The 22,639-nt window shown below is 57.0% G+C and carries 19 protein-coding genes; 7 read left to right on the top strand and 12 right to left on the bottom strand.

The window, feature by feature from the left end; translation table 11 throughout:
- Nucleotides 1–189 precede the first annotated feature (189 nt).
- On the top strand, nucleotides 190–1,665 hold the full coding sequence (locus AM410_RS10870; protein ID WP_014171619.1) for a TrkH family potassium uptake protein: 1,476 nt from the start codon (nucleotides 190–192) through the stop codon (nucleotides 1,663–1,665).
- 33 nt (nucleotides 1,666–1,698) lie between these two features.
- Here AM410_RS10870 and ftsP read toward each other — a convergent pair whose 3' ends face one another.
- The 4 genes from ftsP to AM410_RS10850 form a co-directional block, all read right to left on the bottom strand.
- Nucleotides 1,699–3,111, bottom strand: a complete 1,413-nt coding sequence (gene ftsP, locus AM410_RS10865; RefSeq protein WP_020883655.1) for a cell division protein FtsP — start codon at nucleotides 3,109–3,111, stop codon at nucleotides 1,699–1,701.
- Nucleotides 3,112–3,170: 59 nt separating this feature from the next.
- Nucleotides 3,171–3,908 (bottom strand): 1-acylglycerol-3-phosphate O-acyltransferase, encoded by a 738-nt coding sequence (gene plsC / locus AM410_RS10860; protein ID WP_020883654.1) that lies wholly within the window; start codon nucleotides 3,906–3,908, stop codon nucleotides 3,171–3,173.
- Between the two features lie 164 nt (nucleotides 3,909–4,072).
- A complete protein-coding gene (parC, locus tag AM410_RS10855) occupies nucleotides 4,073–6,331 on the bottom strand; it encodes a DNA topoisomerase IV subunit A (RefSeq protein WP_040018829.1) in 2,259 nt (752 codons plus the stop codon).
- A 118-nt stretch (nucleotides 6,332–6,449) separates the two neighbouring features.
- Complete coding sequence (locus AM410_RS10850; RefSeq protein ID WP_020883653.1) at nucleotides 6,450–6,851, bottom strand: YgiW/YdeI family stress tolerance OB fold protein; 402 nt, start codon at nucleotides 6,849–6,851, stop codon at nucleotides 6,450–6,452.
- Nucleotides 6,852–6,989: 138 nt separating this feature from the next.
- On the opposite strand from AM410_RS10850, the gene qseB reads away from it, so the two are divergent.
- The 4 genes from qseB to AM410_RS10830 all read left to right on the top strand — a co-directional run bounded on the left by qseB (nucleotide 6,990) and on the right by AM410_RS10830 (nucleotide 10,027).
- Complete coding sequence (qseB, locus tag AM410_RS10845) at nucleotides 6,990–7,649, top strand: quorum sensing response regulator transcription factor QseB (protein WP_040018828.1); 660 nt, start codon at nucleotides 6,990–6,992, stop codon at nucleotides 7,647–7,649.
- On the top strand, nucleotides 7,646–8,995 hold the full coding sequence (gene qseC, locus AM410_RS10840; RefSeq protein ID WP_073396384.1) for a quorum sensing histidine kinase QseC: 1,350 nt from the start codon (nucleotides 7,646–7,648) through the stop codon (nucleotides 8,993–8,995). Before qseB ends, qseC begins: the two co-directional genes overlap by 4 nt.
- Nucleotides 8,996–9,100: 105 nt before the next feature.
- Nucleotides 9,101–9,682 carry an NAD(P)H-dependent oxidoreductase gene (locus AM410_RS10835; RefSeq protein ID WP_014171626.1) on the top strand — a complete coding sequence of 194 codons (582 nt, stop codon included), beginning with the start codon at nucleotides 9,101–9,103 and terminating at the stop codon, nucleotides 9,680–9,682.
- Between the two features lie 30 nt (nucleotides 9,683–9,712).
- Complete coding sequence (locus tag AM410_RS10830; RefSeq protein ID WP_073396383.1) at nucleotides 9,713–10,027, top strand: putative quinol monooxygenase; 315 nt, start codon at nucleotides 9,713–9,715, stop codon at nucleotides 10,025–10,027.
- Between the two features lie 58 nt (nucleotides 10,028–10,085).
- On the opposite strand, the gene AM410_RS10825 is transcribed toward AM410_RS10830, so the two are convergent.
- The 3 genes from AM410_RS10825 to AM410_RS10815 are packed head-to-tail and all read right to left on the bottom strand — an operon-like array spanning nucleotide 10,086 to nucleotide 14,413.
- The gene (locus tag AM410_RS10825) at nucleotides 10,086–11,273 is read right to left on the bottom strand and encodes a glycoside hydrolase family 88 protein (RefSeq protein ID WP_073396381.1); all 1,188 of its coding nucleotides are present in this window, start codon (nucleotides 11,271–11,273) and stop codon (nucleotides 10,086–10,088) included.
- A gap of 27 nt (nucleotides 11,274–11,300) precedes the next feature.
- Nucleotides 11,301–12,566, bottom strand: coding sequence for an oligosaccharide MFS transporter (locus AM410_RS10820; RefSeq protein ID WP_025203155.1), 1,266 nt, complete (start codon nucleotides 12,564–12,566; stop codon nucleotides 11,301–11,303).
- Between the two features lie 32 nt (nucleotides 12,567–12,598).
- Complete coding sequence (locus AM410_RS10815; RefSeq protein ID WP_073396380.1) at nucleotides 12,599–14,413, bottom strand: DUF2264 domain-containing protein; 1,815 nt, start codon at nucleotides 14,411–14,413, stop codon at nucleotides 12,599–12,601.
- 166 nt (nucleotides 14,414–14,579) lie between these two features.
- Here AM410_RS10815 and AM410_RS10810 point away from each other — a divergent pair, with 166 nt between their 5' ends.
- Entirely contained in the window at nucleotides 14,580–15,419 is an 840-nt protein-coding gene (locus AM410_RS10810) for an AraC family transcriptional regulator (protein WP_047956105.1), read from the top strand.
- A 5-nt stretch (nucleotides 15,420–15,424) separates the two neighbouring features.
- Here AM410_RS10810 and AM410_RS10805 read toward each other — a convergent pair whose 3' ends face one another.
- From AM410_RS10805 to AM410_RS10785, 5 genes are read right to left on the bottom strand one after another with little or no spacing between them, the layout of a single operon-like run.
- Entirely contained in the window at nucleotides 15,425–16,312 is an 888-nt protein-coding gene (locus AM410_RS10805; RefSeq protein ID WP_014171632.1) for a MurR/RpiR family transcriptional regulator, read from the bottom strand.
- Nucleotides 16,309–17,259: an iron-siderophore ABC transporter substrate-binding protein gene (locus tag AM410_RS10800; RefSeq protein WP_073396560.1), complete on the bottom strand. Its 951-nt coding sequence runs from the start codon at nucleotides 17,257–17,259 to the stop codon at nucleotides 16,309–16,311. Before AM410_RS10800 ends, AM410_RS10805 begins: the two co-directional genes overlap by 4 nt.
- Before the next feature lie 9 nt (nucleotides 17,260–17,268).
- Nucleotides 17,269–18,309: a FecCD family ABC transporter permease gene (locus AM410_RS10795; protein ID WP_073396378.1), complete on the bottom strand. Its 1,041-nt coding sequence runs from the start codon at nucleotides 18,307–18,309 to the stop codon at nucleotides 17,269–17,271.
- Nucleotides 18,306–19,289 (bottom strand): FecCD family ABC transporter permease, encoded by a 984-nt coding sequence (locus AM410_RS10790; RefSeq protein ID WP_073396377.1) that lies wholly within the window; start codon nucleotides 19,287–19,289, stop codon nucleotides 18,306–18,308. Before AM410_RS10790 ends, AM410_RS10795 begins: the two co-directional genes overlap by 4 nt.
- Complete coding sequence (locus AM410_RS10785; RefSeq protein ID WP_073396375.1) at nucleotides 19,286–20,098, bottom strand: ABC transporter ATP-binding protein; 813 nt, start codon at nucleotides 20,096–20,098, stop codon at nucleotides 19,286–19,288. Before AM410_RS10785 ends, AM410_RS10790 begins: the two co-directional genes overlap by 4 nt.
- Nucleotides 20,099–20,482: 384 nt before the next feature.
- Here AM410_RS10785 and AM410_RS10780 point away from each other — a divergent pair, with 384 nt between their 5' ends.
- Nucleotides 20,483–22,624 (top strand): TonB-dependent siderophore receptor, encoded by a 2,142-nt coding sequence (locus tag AM410_RS10780; protein WP_073396374.1) that lies wholly within the window; start codon nucleotides 20,483–20,485, stop codon nucleotides 22,622–22,624.
- Nucleotides 22,625–22,639: the final 15 nt, after the last annotated feature.

Below are 22,639 nucleotides of genomic sequence, written 5' to 3'. Positions count from 1 at the left end.
AGAAAAAATAGACAAAAGGAGCGGGATTATACGCTGTTAGTCCGCCGGATTTGAAGAAAAGGATGCAAGAAGTAAACAGAAAATCCTGGAAGCCGTTAAAATACAGCGCACTGTTAATTTTGGATCATAATATCCACTATATCTTGCGGTAATCAGTTACCGGGATGCATTCTGGCACGGAGTTTCTTTGTGAAGTTCAACGATTCGTTACATGTGTCCCAGCTGCGGGTTGTGCTTCACCTCTGCGGTTTTCTGGTTCTTCTGTACAGCCTGTCCATGCTGCCGCCGATGGTTATCGCCCTGCTGAATAAAGAGCGAACCTACTTTGCTTTTTTAACCACCTTTTTGACCTTTTTCACCCTTGGCGGACTCACCTGGCGGGCAACACGTCATTCCGGTATACAGCTGCGCACCCGTGACGGTTTCGTGATTATCGTTCTGTTCTGGCTGCTGTTTTCATTGATTAGCGCCATGCCGTTATGGATGGATGACGGTCTGCAACTCTCCTTTTCCGATGCGCTCTTTGAAGGGGTCTCAGGGATCACCACCACCGGGGCGACGGTGATTGGGGACGTCAGTGCCCTGCCGAAGTCGTACCTTTATTACCGCGCTCAGCTCAATTTCATTGGCGGATTAGGGGTCATCGTACTGGCCGTCGCGGTCCTGCCGCTGCTCGGTATCGGTGGCATGAAGCTATATCAGTCGGAAATGCCTGGGCCGTTCAAGGAGGAGCGCCTGACGCCCCGACTCGCCGATACCGCGCGTACGCTGTGGGTAACCTATCTGGCGCTGGGACTGGTCTGCACGCTGGCGTACTGGCTGGCGGGCATGCCCTTTTTTGACGCCGTCTGTCACGGGCTTTCCACCGTCTCATTGGGTGGGTTTTCAACCCGAAGTGAGAGCATCGGGTTTTACGACAGCCACGCGATTGAGCTTGTCGCCGGGGCTTTTTCACTGCTTTCCGCGTTTAACTTTACCCTCTGGTATGTCGTCATCGCGCGCCGCACGCTGAAACCGATTCGGCGCAGCCCGGAGGTGAAATTCTTTCTCGGTGCCGCCACCGTCATTATCGCCATCACCGCCTGGCAGGTGTGGCACGCGGGGATGTACAACGGCACCGACAGCCTGGTACATGCCTTCTTTCTGGCCAGCTCCATGATGACCGACAACGGTCTTTCGACGGCCGATTACGCACACTGGCCACCCCACACCATTTTCCTGCTGTTGAGCGCCAGCTTTTTTGGCGGCTGCGTCGGCTCTACCTGCGGCGGGATCAAAGCGCTGCGTTTTCTCATCATGTTTAAGCAGTGTATTCAGGAGATGAATCAACTCGCGCATCCGCGCGCGCTGCTGAGTATTAAGGTCGGCAAAAGCGTCGTGAATGAACGCGTTCTGCGCTCGGTGTGGAGCTTCTTTTTTCTCTACGTGATGATAACGGGCTTTTTCGTCTGGGCGCTGAACCTGCTGGGATACGATCTGTTCACGTCATTTGCCACCGTTGCGGCCTGCATTAACAATATGGGGCTGGGGTTCGGCGAAACGGCATCGACCTTCGGGACGTTAAAAGACGAGGCCAAGCTGTTGATGTGTGCGGCGATGATTATGGGACGTCTGGAAATTTATCCGGTGCTGATCCTGTGCTCACGCTTTTTCTGGCGGGCATAAAAATTCCCGGCGAACCGGGAATCGTATCGTGGTTTAGGGTGCCGGGTTGACCAGCATCTGGCCGACGGATCCCCTGTCCATCATCTCCAGCGTCTGGCTGTGGAACAGGAACGGGAAGTGCGGCCACGAAGGCTGTCCGTAGTAGACCAGCAGTTCGACCTGCCCATCCACCCAGACGGTATCCTTCCAGCCCCTGTCTTCGGGGAACGGCATCGCGCCATTGACGTTGCGGATCAGGAAACTCACCCCTTCGATATGGAACGACTGCGGCATGTCCGAGCGAACCGTCCAGCGCTCCCAGGTACCCTGCTGCGCGGTAATATCGATACGGTTAACGTCCCACAGCGTGCCGTTGATCCCCGGGTCGTCGCCCAGGCTGATATCGCGGCTGCGCACCGGCGAACCGCTCATGATCTCCTGCGGAAGCAGGCGCATCGGCAGGCTATCGGTCACCAACGGCAGCAGGCCGGTAGGACGCAGGGTCAGCACCAGGGTGGAGACCAGGATACTCGACGGCTCAAAGAAACCGCGAATGCGGTCCACAATGCTGGCCGCTTCGCCACAGGTGATCGACACCTCATCACCGTTGGTCATATCAATAAGGATTTCGCGGCGTTCACCTGGCGACAGCGCCAGCTGCTTCACGGAAACCGGGGCCGGTAAAAAGCCCTGGTCGCCGGAGATGACGTGTAGCGCGCGGCCATCGCTCATTTGCAGCTGGTAGCGGCGCGAGTTAGAGGCATTCAGCAGACGCAGACGTACCCATCCGCGCGACACTTCGACATACGGACTTTGCGCGCCGTTAACCAGCAGCGTATCGCCAACGAAGCCACCGCTGCCCGGCTCGCTGTATTCCGGCGTGCCGAAATTATCCAGCCGTTTGTCCTGAATAATGACCGGAAAATCATCCACGCCATAGTGGTTCGGGATTGGCAGGGATTTACTGATTTCATCTTCCACCAGCCACATGCCGGCCAGGCCGTTATATACCTGCTGGGCCGTGCGGTTAGGGGTATTAGCATGATACCAGAGCGTCGCCGCGCTCTGACGAATCGGCAGAACGGGCGCCCAGTCAGCATTAGGCGACATCATGCGTGCCGCGCCGCCAAGCAGCGGGCCAGGCACCTGTAAACCACTGATGGTCATGGCGACATTTTCTGTCGTACGGTTACTGTAGATCAGCTTAACGTCATCGCCATTCCACACGCGTATGGTCGGCCCAAGGTAACGCCCGTTAATGCCCCACACCGGCGCACGCGTGCCCTGGGTAAAGGACCAGTGGCTGCGCTGTAGCGTCAGGAAAAGCGGCTGCCCGCGACGGGATTCTATTAACGGCGGAATGGGCAGCGGCTGTTGCTGCCCGGCGGCGTTGGCTGTCAGCGGCAGCGCACCCGCACAAAGGGCGATCCCGGAAGCCTGAATAAACTGACGCCGACTGAATGACATATAAGCTCCATCTGAAACGACTAACAACGCGGGAATTCGTTTTCCCTTTTAACGCCGGCTTACTTCTTACCGGCGGCTTCTCTCTCTGCGACTTCTTTGTCGAGCAGCGCAATATGCTGAGCCATCAGTTCACGGCAGTGTGCTGCCAGCTCGCGAACCTGATCTTTACCGTATTTGCTGGTATCCACCGGCGGCAGCATTTCGACAATCACCAGCCCGTTATTCAGGCGGTTAAGATTAATCTTATTAGAAGTATTGGAAACACACACAGGAATAATTGGAACACCTGCCGCAATTGCAGCATGAAACGCACCGGTTTTGAACGGCAGCAGGCCACGACCACGGCTGCGCGTCCCTTCCGGGAACATCCAGATTGAGATCCTGCGCTTTTTGAAGTGATTAACCACTTCAGCAATAGTGCTGTGCGCTTTCGCGCGGTTGTTACGGTCAATCAGCAGGTTACCGGTCAGCCAGTACAGCTGGCCGAAAAAAGGGATCCACAGCAGGCTCTTTTTGCCCACGGTCACGGTCGGTGGCAGAACAATGTTGGAGGCCGTCACCATATCGTAGTTGTTCTGATGGTTAGCGATAAAGATGGCGTTACCGAAGTTCTCAGCCCCTTCCGGCAGGCGTTTTTCAACCTTCAGGCCAAACAGCGGCGCAAGGCGGCCGAACATATGGCCGAAGGTGGCGACATGTTTCGGATTGCGCGGACTGAACAGGCAATAAATAGAGCCGAAAATACAGACCAGAATGCAGTAAATAATGGTAAGAATTAAACGAACAATGAATAGCATAGCGACCTCTGAAGCCCTGACAGCTGACAATTATACTTCACCTGTGGCCAGGTAAGGACTTTATTACGAGCGCGTATTGTTAATCGCAACGCACGAATTAACAACGATTTTACGGGAAATTTTATTGAAATTCCCCCTCCGGAACAGAGGGGGAGATAACGGCGTTACTCTTCGCTGTCGCCCGCGGTACTGCGTGCAGGAGAGTCAATCTCCACGCGGTCAATACGCTGCAGGCCGCGCATCAGCGAGCCGCGTCGACCGCGCTCGCCCACCACTTTCTGCAACTCTTCCGGACGAAGCTTGATTTTACGTTTGCCGACATGAATGGTCAGCGTGCTCTGCGGCGGTAGAATAAAGAGGTGCGCCAGACCATCTACCCCTTTCGCCGCTTCCGCTGACGGGATGCTGATGATCTTGTTGCCCTTGCCTTTTGACAATTCCGGCAGGTCGCTGACCGGGAACATCAGCATACGTCCGGCGGCAGTGATCGCCAGCAGCATATCGCTGTCGTTTTCCACCACCAGCGGCGGCATCACATGCGCGTTGTCAGGCAGGCTGATCAGCGCCTTACCGGCACGGTTGCGGGAAACAAGATCGTTAAAGGTACAGATAAAGCCGTACCCCGCGTCAGACGCCAGCAGCAGTTTCTGGTCATCGGCTTCCATCAGCATATGGTCAACCGTTGCACCCGGCGGCAGCGTCAGCTTACCGGTAAGCGGTTCGCCCTGTCCGCGGGCAGAAGGCAGCGTGATCGGGTCGATGGCGTAGCTGCGCCCCGTCGAGTCGATAAAGGCGACCGGCTGGTTGCTCTTACCTTTCACGGCCGCTTTAAAGCTATCGCCCGCCTTGTAGCTCAACCCTGGCGCGTCGATATCGTGACCTTTAGCACTGCGCACCCAGCCGCTCTGAGACAGCACAATGGTGACCGGCTCAGATGGCTGCATGTCGTGCTCATTCATCGCCTTCGCTTCTTCGCGCTCATGCAGCGGAGAACGACGGTCGTCACCGAATGCATCGGCGTCAGCCTGCAGCTCTTTCTTGAGCAGGTTGTTCATCTTGCGTTCGGACGCGAGGATCGCCTGCAGCTGATCGCGCTCTTTTTCAAGTTCGTTCTGCTCACCGCGGATCTTCATCTCTTCGAGTTTGGCGAGATGACGCAGTTTCAGCTCAAGGATCGCTTCGGCCTGGGTTTCACTGATGTCAAAGCGCGACATCAGCGCCGGCTTCGGCTCGTCCTCGGAACGGATTATCTCAATAACTTCGTCGATATTGAGGAACGCCACCAGCAAACCTTCAAGGATGTGCAGGCGTTTAAGCACTTTTTCCAGTCGATAGTTCAGACGGCGGCGAACGGTATCGCGGCGGAACGTCAGCCATTCGCTCAGGATCTCCAGCAGGTTTTTCACTGCAGGACGACCGTCGAGGCCGATCATGTTCAGGTTGATGCGGTAGCTTTTTTCCAGATCGGTGGTGGCAAACAGGTGGTTCATCACCTGCTCCATATCCACGCGGTTGGAACGCGGCACGATCACCAGACGCGTCGGGTTTTCGTGGTCGGATTCGTCGCGCAGGTCATCCACCATCGGCAGCTTTTTATTGCGCATCTGGGAGGCAATCTGTTCCAGCACTTTCGCGCCGGAGACCTGGTGCGGCAGCGCGGTGATGACCACTGCGCCGTCCTCTTTGGTCCACACCGCACGCATGCGCACGGAGCCGCGGCCGTTCTGGTAGATTTTGCGGATTTCCGCGCGCGAGGTGATGATTTCGGCCTCGGTCGGGTAGTCCGGCCCCTGCACGATATCCAGCAGATCGTCCAGCGTGGTTTTCGGCTGTTCAATCAGGGTGATGGCGGCTTTCGCCACTTCACGCAGGTTGTGCGGCGGAATGTCCGTCGCCATACCCACCGCGATACCGGTAGTGCCGTTCAGCAGGATGTTCGGCAGACGCGCAGGCAGCATTTTCGGCTCCTGCATCGTACCGTCGAAGTTTGGCACCCAGTCCACGGTTCCCTGACCCAACTCGCCCAGCAGCACTTCAGCGTAGCGGGAGAGACGGGATTCGGTATAACGCATCGCTGCGAAGGATTTAGGATCGTCCGGCGCGCCCCAGTTCCCCTGACCATCCACCAGCGGATAACGGTAAGAGAACGGCTGTGCCATCAGCACCATCGCTTCATAACAGGCGCTGTCGCCGTGCGGATGGTATTTACCCAGTACGTCACCGACGGTACGGGCGGATTTTTTGAACTTGGCGGTCGCATTCAGCCCCAGCTCGGACATCGCATAGACGATGCGGCGCTGAACGGGCTTCAGGCCATCCCCGATAAACGGCAACGCCCTGTCCATGATGACGTACATGGAGTAGTTCAGGTAGGCGTTTTCCGTGAATTCATGTAGCGCGAGGCGCTCTGCCATATCGCTCATTATGTGTGATTCCTCAACTCAGAAACCGAAAGGTTTCAGGCAATATTGCCGCAGATACTACCTTATCTGGCGTGTTGAGTCACAAAGAAAAAGGGCCGCATCCGCGGCCCTTTCGGGGTTATTTGTTCAGTTTGATAACCTGCTTCACGTCGATTTCAAAATCGTTCCACTCTTTATCGACTTTACCCTGGATTTCCACCTTATCCTGCGGGGTTACGGTCACGCCGTTCCAGCGCTTGTGGTCAATCTCCACGTTAACCGTACCGGTCTCATCGCGGAAGGTGTAGCGGTCATCAGACAGGCGCTGAGTGATGTTCCCGCGCAGCTTCACCCAGCTGTCGTCCTTCATGTCCTTCACTTTCACCGCGGTGGTGAGGTTCGCGTCATTATCGACAAAACCGCCCGCCTGCGTCTGGGCCTGGGTTTGTGCGGCAGAGGGGCCGTTAAATCCGCCCTGTGCAGCAAAAACAGGGGCAGTGGTCATCATCATGATGGCGGCAATCGCAGCGAATTTTTTCATATTAACTCTCCCTTTAATGTGGTTTCGCAGTCCATTTAACAGGGTAAACCTTAACAACTTCTTAAGGGAAAAATTTATTTATTATTACTGTACAGCAGGCTGATGCAGAGGGTTTACTGACGTTATCAAGGAGGGAACATGCGCATTTTACTGGTTGAAGACGACAAGTTGATCGGCGATGGCATCAAAGCGGGGTTAAGCAAAATGGGCTTTAGCGTGGACTGGTTCACCGACGGAAAAACCGGCCAGACCGCGCTTCATTCTGCACCGTATGATGCCGTAGTGCTGGATCTGACGCTGCCGGAAATCGACGGACTGGAGATTCTGCGCGCCTGGCGCGAAAGCGGACGCCGCGAGCCGGTATTGATTCTGACGGCGCGGGATGCGTTGAACCAGCGTGTCGAAGGGCTGCGTCTGGGGGCGGATGATTACCTGTGCAAGCCCTTTGCACTGATCGAAGTGGCTGCCCGCCTTGAGGCGCTGGTGCGCCGAAGCCACGGCCAGACCCGCAGCGAGTTGCACCACGGAAAGGTCACGCTCGATCCCACCAGTCTCGTGGCCACGCTGGACGGCGAAACGCTGACGCTCAAGCCGAAAGAGTTCGCCCTGCTGGAGCTGCTGATGCGTAACGCGGGCCGCGTGCTGCCGCGCAAGCTGATCGAGGAAAAGCTCTACACCTGGGACGACGACGTCTCCAGCAACGCCGTTGAAGTCCACGTCCACCATCTTCGTCGTAAACTGGGCAGCGAATTTATCCGCACCGTGCACGGTATCGGCTATACCCTGGGTGACGCATGAAACTGACTCAACGCCTGAGCCTGAAGCTGCGCCTGACGCTCCTCTTTTTAGTGCTGTCGCTGACGGCGTGGTTTGCCGCAAGCCTGGTCGCCTGGCAGCAGACCACCCACACGCTGGATAAGCTGTTCGATACGCAGCAGATGCTGTTTGCCAAACGGCTGTTGACCATGGATCTGGATGAGATCCGGGCCCCCGAACGGATGCGTGAGATCCCCAAAAAAGCGAAGCACGGTCGTCTGGATGACGACGCGCTGGCCTTCGCCATCTACGCCACCGACGGCAAGATGATATTAAATGACGGCGAAAACGGGCGGGACATTCCGTACCACTATCGCCGCGACGGGTTTGATAATGGACGGCTGCAGGGCGACAACGACGAGTGGCGTTTTTTATGGCTCACCTCACCCGACGGAAAGTACCGCGTGGTGGTCGGCCAGGAGTGGGAGTATCGCCAGGAGATGGCGGTAGATGTGGTCAGCTCCCAGTTGACCCCGTGGCTGGTCGCGCTGCCCCTGATGCTGTTGTTGCTTATTGTTCTGCTGAGCCGGGAGCTGAAACCGTTAAAAAAACTGGCGCAGACCCTGCGCTCCCGCTCACCGGATGCCACCGACGCGCTCCCGACTCAGGGGGTTCCCACTGAGGTGCGCCCGCTGCTCGACTCGCTGAACCATCTGTTCACGCGAACCCAGGAGATGATGACCCGCGAGCGTCGTTTTACCTCAGATGCCGCGCACGAGCTACGCAGCCCTCTCGCAGCCCTGAAGGTGCAAACCGACGTGGCGCAACTGTATCAGGACGATCCGCAGGCGCAGCAAAAAGCGCTGGCGCAGCTGCATGCGGGTATCGATCGCGCATCCCGGCTGGTGGATCAGCTCCTTACGCTGTCGCGTCTGGACTCGCTGGATAACCTCGACGATATCGAACCGATCGTGATGGCCGATCTCCTGCAGTCGGCAGTGCTGGATATCTGGCATCCGGCACAGCAGGCCGGGATTGATATTCGCCTGAACATTCATGCTCCACAGATCACACGTCAGGGCCAGCCGCTGCTGCTGAGCCTGCTGGTGCGTAACCTGCTGGACAACGCCGTGCGTTATAGCCCGCAGGGCAGCGTGGTGGACGTCACGCTGGACACCCGGCGTTTTACCGTGCGTGACACCGGCCCCGGCGTTTCCACCGATGCGCTGGCGCGTATTGGTGAGCGTTTTTATCGCCCACCGGGACAGGATGCAACGGGTAGCGGCCTGGGGTTATCTATCGTCAGGCGCATTGCCGCCCTGCATGGTATGCGCGTCGCGCTGGGCAATGCGGCAGAAGGCGGCTTCGAAGTGAAGGTCAGCTGGTAAGGGATTATTGCGTTTAATGCAAAAGACTTTGCACATTTTGCTCATTTAACCGCATCGCTCGCGCGCGTAAAATCCTCGCCATACTTTCATCTTCGAGGACACCTCATGAGCAACATTCTGATTATCAACGGTGCAAAAGAATTTGCGCACTCTAAAGGCCAGCTGAATGACACCCTGACCGAGGTCGCGGACGGTTTTCTGCGCGACGCCGGGCATGATGTTAAGGTCGTGCGCGCGGACAGCGATTACGATGTCAACGCGGAAGTGCAGAACTTCCTGTGGGCTGACGTGATTATCTGGCAGATGCCTGGCTGGTGGATGGGTGCCCCCTGGACCGTGAAAAAATACATGGATGATGTCTTCACCGAAGGCCATGGCGCACTGTACGCCAGCGACGGTCGCACCCGCTCCGACGCCTCCAAAAAATACGGTTCTGGCGGCCTGATTCAGGGCAAAAAATATATGCTGTCCCTGACCTGGAACGCACCGCTGGAAGCGTTCACCGAGAAAGATCAGTTCTTCGAAGGGGTGGGCGTTGACGGCGCATATCTGCCGTTCCACAAAGCTAACCAGTTCCTCGGAATGACGCCGCTGCCAACCTTTATCGTTAACGACGTCATCAAAATGCCTGACGTCCCGCGCTATATCGCAGAATATCGCAAGCATCTCGCGGAAATTTTTGCTTAACTGGTAACCTGGAATTAGAAGGAGTTAACCATGCTTACTGTTATTGCTGAAATCCGTACTCGTCCAGGCCAACATCACCGCCAGGCGGTGCTGGATGAGTTCGTGAAAATTATCCCCGCCGTACTGAAGGAAGAAGGCTGCCACGGCTACGCGCCGATGGTCGACGCCACCACCACCGCCAGCTTCCAGGCTACTGCCCCAGACTCGATCATTATGATTGAGCAGTGGGAAACCGTGGCCCATCTTGAAGCCCACCTGCAGACCGCGCACATGAAAGCGTGGAGCGACGCGGTGAAGGGCGATGTGCTGGAAACGCATATCCGCATTCTGGAGCAAGGGGTGTAAGTTTACCCAGTTCCTGATTCCTGCCCTCCCCCTTCCGGGAGAGGGTCAGGGAGGCATATTACCAGTACAACTTCCAGCTTTGGGTAAACCTGACCAGCGCCTCCACGTAGAAGTAGTCCCCCCAGCTCGCGCACTCGTCCACGCCTTTATTGCTTGCCAGATGATAAACGGAGTGCTTCAGCAGCCCAGTGCCCTTCTCATCTTTGCCCATCAGGTAGTGTTTCGTCAGTGACGACATCATTCCTTTTGCCCATTCAGAATACCGCTCGCGATCCGGGTCGGTCACCGGCAGATGCTTCACCAGCTCCAGCAGGCCACATACCGCAATCGCCGCCGAGGACGCGTCGCGTAGCGCATCCGTGCCGACCAGCGCCAGGTCCCAGTGGCAGACGTAATCTTCCGGCAGACGGTTGAGGAAGTAGTTCGCCAGCCGTTTCGACAGGGCAATCATCGTCGCATCACCGGTATAGATGTAGCTCAACAGGAAGCCGTAAATTCCCCACGCCTGCCCGCGCGACCAGCAGGAGTCATCGGCATAGCCTTGCTGAGTATTACCGTAGCGCGCCGCGCCGGTGTGCACATCCATATAGTAGGTGTGGAACGTTGAGGCATCTTCACGGATAAGGTACCTCGCTGCCTGCATCACGTGTGCTTTGGCGGCATCGGCAAAGCGCGGATCGCCCGTCTGTTCGCTCGCCCAGTAGAGCAGCGGCAGGTTCATATTGCAGTCGATAATCATCCGCCCGGCCTGTTCCGGGTCAGCCAGATCGCCCCACGCCTGAATAATCTTTGCCTTCTCGTGGAAGCGCTCCAGCAGCGCCTCCGCCGCCAGCAGCGAGAAGCCACGCGCCTCACGGTTACCGGTCAGTCGCCAGGCCGCCACGCAGGAGAGCGTATACAAAAAGCCCAGATCATGGGTATTTGTGTCGTGGCGCCCGGCGATACGCAGTCCAAACGAGCGCACATGTTTTTCCGCCATCGCGCGGAATTTCGCTTCGCCGCTCATCTCCCACGCCAGCCACAGCTGCCCGGTCCAGAAGCTGGTGGTCCACTCCACGTTGTCGGTCAGCGGATAAAAACCCTGCTGGCAGGTTTCCGCCGGGAACTGCTCACCAAACGCCGTTAAATGGCGGCTAATCAGCGCAAGGACATGGTCGCGTGCTGAACTCAGTTCATCGCGGAATACGCGCGAGTCAACGGGCACGGGGATAGCGGGCAGGCGTTCCTCTGCGATACGACTTAACATATTTCGGTTCCTTCTTTGACGGCTTAATTATCGTGATGAGGGTTCTGCTACGTTCAGCGCGCGGGGGCCGCGCCATTTACTCTGGCAGGCAGATAACGTAAAGGCAGAAATAAACGTGAAGATCAGCGCCGTGGCGCCCATGATGATATAGGTGTTCTCGAAACCGATGCGGTCATACATATAGCCGGCAGGCGACGAGACCACAACATTGCCGACGTACAGCATCGCCTGATATCCCAGCAAATACATGGTGGCGTTAACGCGCTTATCGAAATGTTCGGCAATATATTTAAAGACGGAGACCAGCAGCAGACAAATTTCCAGACCGTACAGCGGCTTAAGAATGGAAATTAACAGATGTGAATCACACAGACCGGAAATAATCAGACGCGCACCGACCACCAGCCCGACAATTAACAGCCCACGTTTGGCGCCAATAGCGTTCACCAGCAGCGGGATCACCATATACATGACAAACTCCATTCCCGACTGCACGGTCCCCAGATAACCAAACACCGCATTGCCCTGGTGAATATCATCAAAGAAGGTCACGAAATAGCGCGAAAACTGCTGCTCGGCGATAAACATCATCCACGCCACACCGGCCACGTACAGACAGAAGGCCCAGAATTTACGGTTACGCAGCAGCGCGTAAACGTCTGACGGGGCAATTTTCTCTTTCGTCAGCACTTCGCCGGCATGTGCGGAGTTAGTGTTCACTTTCAGGCTCAACAGGACAATCAGCATCACCACCGATGCCACGCTGCCCATAATAAAGTTATACGCTGGTGAGAGATTAAACAGCAGGCCGGAGAAGGAGGACGCCACTGCCCAGCCAAGGGAGCCCCACATCCGGATCTGGCCAAATTCCATGCCATTTAAACGGCTAAAACGGTCAGAATAGGATTCGCACGCCGCCACGCCCGCATACCAGGCAAAGCTTAAATAGAGTGCGCCAATAATAATCCCCAGCAGCGTGTTGGACATTAACAGCGGCTGATAGACATAAATAAAGAACGGCGCCATCAGGGCAGACATTGCCACCACAAAATAGAGCAGGTATTTACTCATGCCGATCTTATCGAGAATATAGCCATAAATGGGCTTCAGAATGACGGAGAAAATACCGTTCACCGCAAATACGGTACCAATCACCGAACCACTGAGGTTCGCTTTCTGGCCTAACCAGATAGCCAGCAGGCCAATACTGGCAGACCAGGTAAAGAAATAGAGAAATATAAAACTGCTGATTTTGTAATATTCAGTTCTGTTTGTTGTAGCGGTCTTTTTCATATCATCCTCGCCGACGTGTAGGGTCAGAGTTTTTATAATGAGAACGACAGCTGTCGCTCACTGCCGGGCTCGCGGATAACAACCCGGTTCTCGCTAATATTCAGTTGTGGGACTGCCATAACCGGCTGGCTTTCGCCGGCGACGGCGGCACAACAGAGCCAGCTCTCCCCCTGCGCAAGCGTGGTTTTCAACAGCGGAATGGCAGCGCATTCCGGGAACATAATGCTGCTGTTCGGCGGTGTGACGATGCTGTCCGGTTCACGGTTAACCACCGGAGAGAGATCGACCAGCACGCTGGTGCCGTTACCGGCGACAAGCCAGCATCCGTTCTCACGGATCTGCGGTTCGGTGTTCATCACCGCAAAACCGCCCTCCGCCGTATTCAGTCGACGGGCGCTGTTGATACGGTGCAGGCGCAGGTGCCACTCACCAAACGGCACTTGCCAGGTTTCGATATGGACGTCATGCCACGGAGACCAGCGTGAGTAGAGATAATCGTCAGTGACCCGCACCGCTTCACACTCGCGGCGCCCGCGGAAATAGTTATCCCCGTCTGCCAGCAGCAGCATGGAGTCGCAGGCGGCATGTTTCAGGCCAAACCGTCCGCGCTCAATCGTGAAACCAAAGCGGCTGGAGTAGGCAAATTTGGTGTATTTGGCTTCCGTATTCACGTAGTTATTCAGCTCAAGCTGCCCGGCGGTAAGCAGAGTGACGTGCTGCGACTGACCGGCATGCATCAGGATCTGCTGTGCATGCGGGATGACGCGTTTTTCCGCAAGCGCGGGCAGCGGCTGCTCTTCAGCCTGCCAGAACGGATGGTCCTCCGGCATCGCCAGAATCAGGTAGGTTTTCAGCGCCCAGTATGGCGAGCCGGGGGCGTTATAGTCCTCACACATCGCCAGGTTCGGATAAGCAAAACCGAGGGTCAGAATGCCGTCCCGATCGGTGATGGGCTGTTGCTGCCACCAGCGCAGATGGCGCAGCACGATGCCCTTCACAATCCCCGGGGTGAACACCTCCAGACCGGAAAAGGCGACCGCACTCCAGAAGGCGACCATTGCAAAGCGATAGGTCAGACTGCGACCAAACGGTACCGAGGCACCGTCGGCGGCTGACCAGTAGATAAAGTCTTCGGCGAACAGGCGCGAACGCGCTCGCAGCACCTGCGCCCTCTCCTCGTCACCGCTCAGGGTGGCGTAAATCAGGCCGTAGAAATGGAATGCCATCGAGATGTAATAATCTTTCGGCCGCCCCGGCCCGTCGGAATACCAGCCATCGCCCAGATAATAGGCCTCCATCATCGCAAACCGTCGGTCAATCGCCGTCTGGTCATACGGCAGCCCGGCGCGCTTAAAACCGAGCTGCACCATAATGGCAAAGTAGTTCCAGTTGCTGTCCGGCATTTGCGCATGGGCGATCTGGTTGAGCCATGCGTGCAGGTTCATGACCTCGCGCCCGGTGAAGTGCGCGGTGAGTTTATCCCCCAGCAGGGCAAGCCCCAGACCGTAGGCCGCCATTTCGACCAGACGCTGATCGTAGGGGCCGGTTTCGCCCCAGTAACCGTCACTGTGCGGATCGGTGCCGAGTTTGATCGCGGTAAGGTATTTTTCGCAAAAAGGGCTGGCATCACCGGATGCCAGCAGCGGAAACAGCCCCCATAGCGCACGTGAGAGTCCCTCCATCTGCGCGATATCCGTGCTGTAATGCGCACAGGTTTCGCCCAGCGAAAATCGTGAACTGCCCGGCGCAAACGCCTTATCCAGCGCACTCAACAGAGTATTCAGTGACGCCACGATATCCTGGCGTGAAGACAACGGATTTGATTTTTCTTTATTTGCCGCCCACATACGCTCACCCTCGTAATCAACTGCGGCAAAGCATAGTGAATCCACACGGGGCAGAAATGTTAGCCGTGTCACAGGTAAGAGCGATGAATAAACCCACAGTTAAGAAAATTTAAAAAGGTGGTTTATAAAGAGATTCTGACGGGAAAAAGTTGAGTTTTATTGCACTATGCGCGACACGCCAACATCCGATCATCTGGAGCTGATTACCTTAAATGACACCGTGGTGTCGTTTAGCCGCCTGTTCGCCAATACGGTGCGCTATCACCACTGGCATCAGTGTCTGGAAATTCTCTATGTGGAAGAAGGCTTTGGCGTGGCGATTGTCGATAACCGTCACTACACCATGCGCCCCGGGCGGCTGTTTTTCTTCCCACCGTTTACTCTGCATAAGGTGATGGTGGACGAGAAGGCAGAGGCCCTTTACAGGCGCACCATTATTCATCTCGACCAGCATGCCGTACTGAAAACCCTGCGTGATTTTCCGCAGGCTCAGCAGCGTCTGCAGAAGCTGTCTCATCGTGGCGGCGAGGCCTGGGTCGCTGACCTGGCGCATTGCCAGAAGCATATCGATTATCTTCTTGGCTGTTATCAGCCGCCGCTGAACAGCGAAAACATTGCCGGGCTGTTGATTAGCCTGTTTGCCATGCTGCCGGATGATAACGACGGTGCCCCGGGGAGCAGTCAGGGGGTGGCAAGCCAGGTGATGTTCTGGCTGGATGAGCACTATCGGGAGAAATTTCGCCTGGATGCGCTGGCGGCTGAGCTGGGGAAATCACGCAGCTATGTATCGCGAAAATTTCATGCGGAAACAGGCGAGAAGATCCACGACTATCTGAATACGCTACGGCTGCGAAAAGCCTGCGAGTACTTACTGCACAGCGATGCCAGCGTGCGTGAGATTGCCGCACGGGTGGGATTTTCCGATGTGACGTGGTTTATCAGCGCCTTTAAAAAAGGGATTGGCGAGACGCCGCTGCAGTACCGGAAAAATCATGGCGCGGCGTGATCCCCTCACCCGCTCTTCTTGCCCGGTTTTAACCCGCGATGAAATTCGTTAATGCGCTTCATCGACCTGATGGTGCGCTGGGGCTCCGTTGAGGCTACAGATAAAATAATCATCTCCAGACACAGCAGCACCGTGCCATGGAGCGGAATTTTGCCCTTTTCACCGCCGCGCGGAACGTGGATCACCACGCTGGCCTCTTTGCTGAAGCGCGAGTCCGTAGCATTGGTCAGCAATATCGTGGGAATACCCAGCCGTTTCGCTTCACGCAGCGTGGTTTGTCCTTCCCGGTGGGCCGATTTTTGCGCCATCATCACCAGCACGTCGCCGCGCTGTAAGGCTATCAACTGCTCTGCCAGACCAATGCCGGTGCGGTTGAGTGCAATAGCGGGCAGACCGATACGGCTGAACAGCCGGGAAGTGTACTCGGCCAGAATGCCGGAAGCCCCAATCCCAAAGATCGCGACCTGACGTGCCTGCGCCAGCAACGACACCGCCTGCGCCATTGCGTAGCGGTTGTGCGGCTCGGATAGCACGTCACAGGTATGCTGATGCCCTTCCAGCACAAAATCGATGCTCGCGTTCACGTCGCTGGTGAGCGTATTCACCGTGGTGGACATTTTTTCGCTGGAGGAGACCACCGGCCCAAACCACTGCTCCAGAGTCTGCTTCAGGTCACGCAGCCCGGCAAAGCCAAGAGCCTGAATGGCGCGTACCACCGTAGCGTCCGAGGTTTTCAGCAACGCGGCAATCTCCATCGCCGTCTGCTCCATCACCGCTTCGCGGTTTTCATTGATGTAACGCGCAACCTGCAGCAGGCGCGGCGTGAGCTGGTGCCCCCGCGAGCGAAAGCGGTCGCCATAGACATCAACCCGGGCTTTGTCTTTTCTGATCACTGTGACGCCTCCGGCAGCGGTCGACCGGCAATCTGCGACTGCACCTGGGCGGCCATCAGGCCTAAGGAGGCAAAGGAGTTCGAGATGGCCTCTTCACGGGAGATCAGTACGTAGTGGCCGGTGCGACAGGCATTGAGGAACTGACACCAGCCAGGCATCACGGCATCCATCGCTGCCAGCTCATCCTGCGGTTTGCCGCCGGTATCCCCGCGCCAGGTGGCAAAGACAAAATCTGCATCCAGCTCGGGCAGACGCTCGGCGCTGACGTCAATTCGACCGCCGTCAGGGATGGACTCAATCAGCGGCGGGAATGTGAATCCTGCGTCGCGCAGCACGCGCCCCAGCGAGTGGTAGCTGTGCATGGCGTTGATTTTGCCCTGGTTGGCCTGTATCACCGACACGGTAATGTTGCGGGTGTCGATGGTCGCTTTCAGGGCGTTAATCTGCTCCTGATAGCGACGTTCAAGGATCTTCAGCCGGGCTTCGGTGCCCGTGAGCTGTGCGAGCTTGCGGTAGATCTCCGGCGCGCCGCCATCGAGATGATCGATACTCACCGTCGGGGCAATTTTCTCCAGCTGTTCAACCGGCGTGTTACGGGTTGGTTCGGTGATGATCAGATCCGGCTTTGCAGCGGCGATGGCCTCGATGTCGATATCCGCGGAGCCGATAAATTTGATGTCGGCGTTATCAAAATCAACGCCCGTCAGCATGCCGCTGGCGCGCAGAAAATGGCTACCGTCCGGCCGCGTGCGCCCGTGGCTTGCCACTGGCGGCACGCCGAGCTCAATCAGCGGAATGGTGATATCCAGATCGTGCAGCGAGACAATCCGCTTCGGGTGAAGGGGCACAGTCACCTTGCGGTTCAGATCGTCGGTAAACGTCTGCGTCGGCTCCGCCGCACTCACGGTAAACCCCACCAGCAACAACATCGAAAAAAGTATACGCATCACCATCCCCTAAAATCTGTCCCGTCGCTGCCAGAGCAGCAGCAGGAAAAACGGTCCGCCAATCAATGAAATGACTACGCCTGCCGGCAGCTGCAGCGGCAGGAAAGCCAGACGTCCGACGTTATCTGCCAGCAGAACCAGCAGCGCACCCAGCACGGCACTTCCCGTCAGCAGCGCGGTTTGTCCGCCGCGCAGCAGCAGGCGTGCCATATGTGGCGCAATCAGTCCCACAAAACCGATACTGCCCACGCAGGAGACGCAGGCCGCAGTCAGCACCACCGGGGCAAGCACGCGCAGCAGCGCCAGACGCGAGGTGTGTACGCCAAGCCCCGTTGCGGTGGGGTTGCCCATCAGGGCCACGTCTGCGGCGCGCGCGGTCAACAGCAATAGCGCAAATGCCGGCAGCGTCCAGGCTGCCGCAATGCCCACCAGCGTCCAGTTTGCTGCATGCAGGCTTCCCGCCAGCCACAGCATAGCCGTCTGCACGTCACGCACGTCGGCGGTGGTCATGAAGACCCCCATTGCCGCGGCAAACGCCCAGGAAACACCGATCCCCGTCAGGATAAATCGCGGTCGCGAAATATCGCGCGCCAGCGCCACCACCAGCAGCGCGGTGAGTATGCCCCCCGCCATTCCCGCCAGCGGTCGCCAGGCCAGGCTGAGCGCCGGGAACTGAAAAATCAGCACCAGCACCGCCGCGCTACATCCCTCTTTCACGCCGATAAGCCCCGGGTCGGCAAGGCCATTACGGGTGACAGACTGCATCGCTGCCCCCGCCATGCCGAGCATGGCACCGCATAACACCGCCATCAGCAGACGCGGCAGACGGATATCCATCACGATGTAGCGCGTATCCGCCTCCAGACTTTGCGGATACAGCAGCGCCCGTCCGATGGCCGACGTCGGGATCGGCAGCGAGCCGTGCGTCAGGCCAAACCCGAGCAGGATAAAGGCCGCGAGCGAAATCAGCGCAAGGCAGGCCAGCGCCCTCGGGCGTACCAGCGTAGAAAAATTGCCTATACGCAACGCGCGCAGTCCGGCCCGGCTCATTTGAACACCCTCGAGGCCATAAAGATAAAGACGGGAGCACCGACCAGCGCGGTCATAATGCCGGTCGCCAGTTCATAAGGGGTAAACAGCGTGCGGGCGGCGAGATCCGCCAGCAGCAAAACCAACCCTCCACACAGGGCTGAAAGCGGCACCATCACGCGCAGATCCACCGTCACCAGACGCCGTATCAGCTGTGGCACCACGAGGCCAATAAAACCAATCGGCCCGGCAACGGAGACTGCCGCGCCACACAGCAGCGCAATTGAAAGCAGCGCGAACAGGCGCGTCCTGAGAAGCGATACGCCAAGCCCCTGGGCCATCCGGTCCCCCAGTGCCAGCATATTGAGTGACGGCGACAGCCAGAGCGCAAGAGCGAAACCCGCGCCAGCGGCCCACGAAGCGCTGCGAAGCGTTCCTTCTGTTATCCCGGCCAAATCCCCCGCCAGCCAGGTGCGTAAGGCGAGAAGCGTCTGCTCATCAAGGATCAGAACCGTGGCGGTAATCGAGGAGGCGAACGCCGACATCGCCACCCCGCACAAGGTGACTTTCATCGGCGTCAACCCGGTGCGTCCCGAAGAGGAGAGCATCAGTACCAGCAGAAACAGCGCGGCGGCGCCGGCGGCGGCAATCAGCGGGCGACCAAACGGCAGGGTGAACCCGAGTGCGCTTGTCAGCACGACGGCCAGCGCGGCGCCGGCATTCAGCCCCAGAATATGCGGCTCGCCCAGCGGGTTACGGATAACGGACTGCAGCAAGACGCCTGCCACGCCAAGTGCAGCGCCGGTCAGCATGGCCGCAAGGAGGCGTAACAGGCGCAGCCTGATAATGATGTTATGGTCGAAATTGCGCGGGTCGAAATCGACAAAAGCCTGCACGACCGTCAGGGGAGAAATAACGCGCGCGCCCGTGCCCAGGTGTGCAATTGCGCCCATCACCAGCAGTAACGCAAAGAGCAGAAAAGCCAGTGACGTTCGTATCATGATTTTTCTGCGACCTGGCGAAACGGCATGAAGAACGGTTTGCCAGTGAGCGGATTAACTGACATATGTACGTCAACCTCAAACACCGCTTTGATCAGTTCCGGCGTACAGGTATCGCCCTCGTGAAGCACACCCTCTACTTTCCCCTGGCGTAAAAAGACCAGGGAATCACCGTAGTTCACCGCGAAGTTAAGATCGTGCAGCACCACCACGACGGTGCGCCCGTGCTGGCGGGTCAGCGTATGCAGCAGTTCAAGGATTTCCACCTGATAGCGGAGGTCAAGAAACGTTGTCGGCTCGTCGAGCAGGATATAGGGCGTTTGCTGCGCCAGCGCCATCGCAATCCAGCAGCGCTGACGCTGGCCGCCGGAAAGGCTTTCCACCGGCAAATGGGCAAACTCCGCCGTACCGGTCAGGCGCAGTGCCTCTTCCACGGCCTGCTCGTCTTCGTCACTCCACTGGCGCATAAAATTTTGCCAGGGGAAACGCCCGCGCGAAACCAGCTCAAACACGGTTAACCCTTCCGGCAACAGCGGTGACTGCGGCAGAATGCCCAGCTGACGGGCGACCGCTTTGGTTGGCTGTTGATGAATGGCTTTGCCATCCAGCAGCGCAGCTCCCCCGAGCGGTTGCAGCAAACGTGCGATCGTGCCCAGCAGCGTGGATTTTCCACAGCCGTTCGCGCCCACCAGAACGGTTATTTTCTGTGGGGGGATCGCAAGCGAGATCTCATCGACGATGATTTTTTTCTGATAGCCAGCAGAGAGGTTTTCAAGAACCAGCCCTGACTTATTCGTGTTGTGAGCCACGTGAACGCCAACTTAATAAAAAACTAACAAATAAAAATAAAACTCATTCTCTTTTGAGAGTTTGCCGCTGCGCCATGTAGTAGTCAAGAGAAGAAACACCCTTAAAACCCCAGGGTTATCGGGCAGGAACGGGAAAGCCGATAAACGCATTAATTAATTTATTTTCAACGAGTTAATTACTTATCTGGCTAAGTATCAGAGGGGACGTACTGCTGTAGTCGATTTTTGCTTTTTTCCATTTACTACTACATCAGCGCATGATTGAATGATTCTCAATTACATGTTCGATGCCAGCGATGGCTAACGAGCAGACCGTAAAGGGCAATGACTCACACATTCTTCCGTGACGCTTCATTCGCGGGATATTTCGGGAAAACAGATGTAATGGCTACGTTCACTCCTTCGCTCTCTGGGGTAAAAGGGCGCGCGCTCTTTTCACTGCTGTTTATGGCGCCGCTGGTACAGGCAGCAGACAACACTGCGGCTCAGGACGGTGAAACGCTTACCGTCACCGCCGATCCTAATGCCGTGGCCGATGCCACCAACGGCTATCAGCCGCTGAACACCTCCACCGCCACACTGACCAATATGCCGATGCTGGATATCCCGCAGGTGGTAAATACTGTCAGCGATAAAGTGCTGGAAGATCAGCACGCTACCACGCTGGATGAAGCCCTCTATAACGTCAGTAACGTGGTGCAGACCAACACGCTGGGCGGCACGCAGGATGCGTTTGTACGCCGTGGATTTGGCGCGAACCGCGACGGCTCAATCATGACCAACGGCCTGCGCACCGTGCTGCCGCGCAGCTTTAACGCGGCCACCGAGCGTGTGGAAGTCCTCAAGGGACCGGCCTCAACGCTGTACGGCATCCTCGATCCGGGAGGGCTTATCAATGTGGTCACCCGACGTCCGGAAAAACAGTTTGGCGGTGCGATCTCGGGCACCTCCTCAAGTTTTGGCGGCGGTACCGGCCAGGTCGATGTCACGGGTCCCATTGAAGGAACGCGCCTGGCTTACCGCCTGACGGGCGAGTACCAGGACGAAGATTACTGGCGAAGTTTCGGCAAGGCGCGCAGCACCTTTATCGCGCCCTCGCTGACCTGGTTTGGCGATGACGCCACCGTGACCGTGCTCTATTCACATCGTGATTATAAGACGCCGTTCGATCGCGGCACGATCTTCGATCTCACGACCAAACAACCGGTGAATGTTGACCGTAAAACCCGGTTTGACGAGCCGTTCAACATTACCGATGGCCAGTCCGATCTGGCGCAGCTCAACGCGGAATACCGCCTTAACAGCCAGTGGACGGCGAAGTTCGATTACAGCTACAGCCAGGATAAATACAGCGATAACCAGGCGCGGGTGATGGCCTATGACGCAAAAACCGGCAACCTGACCCGTCGTGTGGATGCGACGCAAGGATCAACGCAGCGCATGCATTCCACCCGTGCAGACCTGCAGGGGAACGTGGATATCGCGGGCTTTTACAATGAGATCCTGACCGGCGTGTCGTATGAGAATTACGACCTGCTGCGCACGGATATGATTCGCTGTAAGAATGTAAAAGATTTCAATATTTACCATCCGTCTTACGGCAATCTAAGCAAGTGTACGACCGTTTCCGCCGCGGACAGCGATCAGACGCTCAAGCAGGAGAGTTACTCCGCTTATGCTCAGGACGCCCTGTACCTGACGGATAAATGGATTGCCGTCGCGGGGCTGCGTTATCAGTATTACACCCAGTACGCGGGCAAGGGCCGGCCGTTCAACGTCAATACCGACAGCCGCGACGAGCAGTGGACGCCAAAGCTGGGGCTGGTCTACAAGCTCACGCCATCCGTCTCGCTGTTTGCGAACTACGCCCAGACGTTTATGCCGCAATCATCCATCGCGAGCTACATTGGCGACCTGCCGCCAGAAACGTCCAATGCCTACGAAGTCGGCGCTAAATTTGACCTGTTCAACGGTATTACCGCCAACATCGCGCTGTTTGATATCCACAAGCGCAACGTGCTGTACACCGAAAGCGTGGCGGGTGAAAACATTGCTAAAACCGCTGGCCGCGTGCGCTCGCAGGGCGTGGAAGTGGATCTGGCTGGCTCTCTGACCGAGAACACCAATATTATTGCCAGCTATGGCTACACCGATGCGAAAGTGCTGGAAGACCCGGATTACGCCGGCAAACCGCTGCCAAACGTGCCGCGCCATACCGGTTCGCTGTTCCTGACGTACGATATTCACAATGTCATCGGCGGGAATACCCTGACAATCGGCGGCGGTGGACACGGCGTGAGCCGTCGCTCCGCGACCAACGGTGCGGATTATTATTTGCCAGGGTACGTTGTTGCTGATGCCTTTGCGGCCTATAAAATGAAGCTACAGTATCCGGTGACGCTGCAGGTCAACGTGAAGAACCTGTTTGATAAGACCTACTACACCTCGTCGATTGCGACCAATAACCTCGGTAACCAGCCAGGCGATCCGCGTGAAGTGCAGTTTACGGTGAAGATGGAATTTTGATGTAAAAAAGCCCGG

Origin of the sequence: Enterobacter cloacae complex sp. FDA-CDC-AR_0164, assembly GCF_003071645.1 — a bacterium.
Taxonomy (GTDB): Bacteria; Pseudomonadota; Gammaproteobacteria; order Enterobacterales; family Enterobacteriaceae; genus Enterobacter; species Enterobacter ludwigii.
This window is presented reverse-complemented; position numbering and strand designations above follow the sequence as displayed.

What these genes read in the sequence shown, in the direction of transcription:
- ftsP (WP_020883655.1), bottom strand. Translation starts at nt 3,111, where the DNA reads ATGTCATTCAGTCGGCGTCAGTTTATTCAGGCTTCCGGGATCGCCCTT.
- plsC (WP_020883654.1), bottom strand. Translation starts at nt 3,908, where the DNA reads ATGCTATTCATTGTTCGTTTAATTCTTACCATTATTTACTGCATTCTG.
- parC (WP_040018829.1), bottom strand. Translation starts at nt 6,331, where the DNA reads ATGAGCGATATGGCAGAGCGCCTCGCGCTACATGAATTCACGGAAAAC.
- AM410_RS10850 (WP_020883653.1), bottom strand. Translation starts at nt 6,851, where the DNA reads ATGAAAAAATTCGCTGCGATTGCCGCCATCATGATGATGACCACTGCC.
- qseB (WP_040018828.1), top strand. Translation starts at nt 6,990, where the DNA reads ATGCGCATTTTACTGGTTGAAGACGACAAGTTGATCGGCGATGGCATC.
- qseC (WP_073396384.1), top strand. Translation starts at nt 7,646, where the DNA reads ATGAAACTGACTCAACGCCTGAGCCTGAAGCTGCGCCTGACGCTCCTC.
- AM410_RS10835 (WP_014171626.1), top strand. Translation starts at nt 9,101, where the DNA reads ATGAGCAACATTCTGATTATCAACGGTGCAAAAGAATTTGCGCACTCT.
- AM410_RS10830 (WP_073396383.1), top strand. Translation starts at nt 9,713, where the DNA reads ATGCTTACTGTTATTGCTGAAATCCGTACTCGTCCAGGCCAACATCAC.
- AM410_RS10825 (WP_073396381.1), bottom strand. Translation starts at nt 11,273, where the DNA reads ATGTTAAGTCGTATCGCAGAGGAACGCCTGCCCGCTATCCCCGTGCCC.
- AM410_RS10820 (WP_025203155.1), bottom strand. Translation starts at nt 12,566, where the DNA reads ATGAAAAAGACCGCTACAACAAACAGAACTGAATATTACAAAATCAGC.
- AM410_RS10815 (WP_073396380.1), bottom strand. Translation starts at nt 14,413, where the DNA reads ATGTGGGCGGCAAATAAAGAAAAATCAAATCCGTTGTCTTCACGCCAG.
- AM410_RS10810 (WP_047956105.1), top strand. Translation starts at nt 14,580, where the DNA reads ATGCGCGACACGCCAACATCCGATCATCTGGAGCTGATTACCTTAAAT.
- AM410_RS10800 (WP_073396560.1), bottom strand. Translation starts at nt 17,259, where the DNA reads ATGCGTATACTTTTTTCGATGTTGTTGCTGGTGGGGTTTACCGTGAGT.
- AM410_RS10795 (WP_073396378.1), bottom strand. Translation starts at nt 18,309, where the DNA reads ATGAGCCGGGCCGGACTGCGCGCGTTGCGTATAGGCAATTTTTCTACG.
- AM410_RS10790 (WP_073396377.1), bottom strand. Translation starts at nt 19,289, where the DNA reads ATGATACGAACGTCACTGGCTTTTCTGCTCTTTGCGTTACTGCTGGTG.
- AM410_RS10780 (WP_073396374.1), top strand. Translation starts at nt 20,483, where the DNA reads ATGGCTACGTTCACTCCTTCGCTCTCTGGGGTAAAAGGGCGCGCGCTC.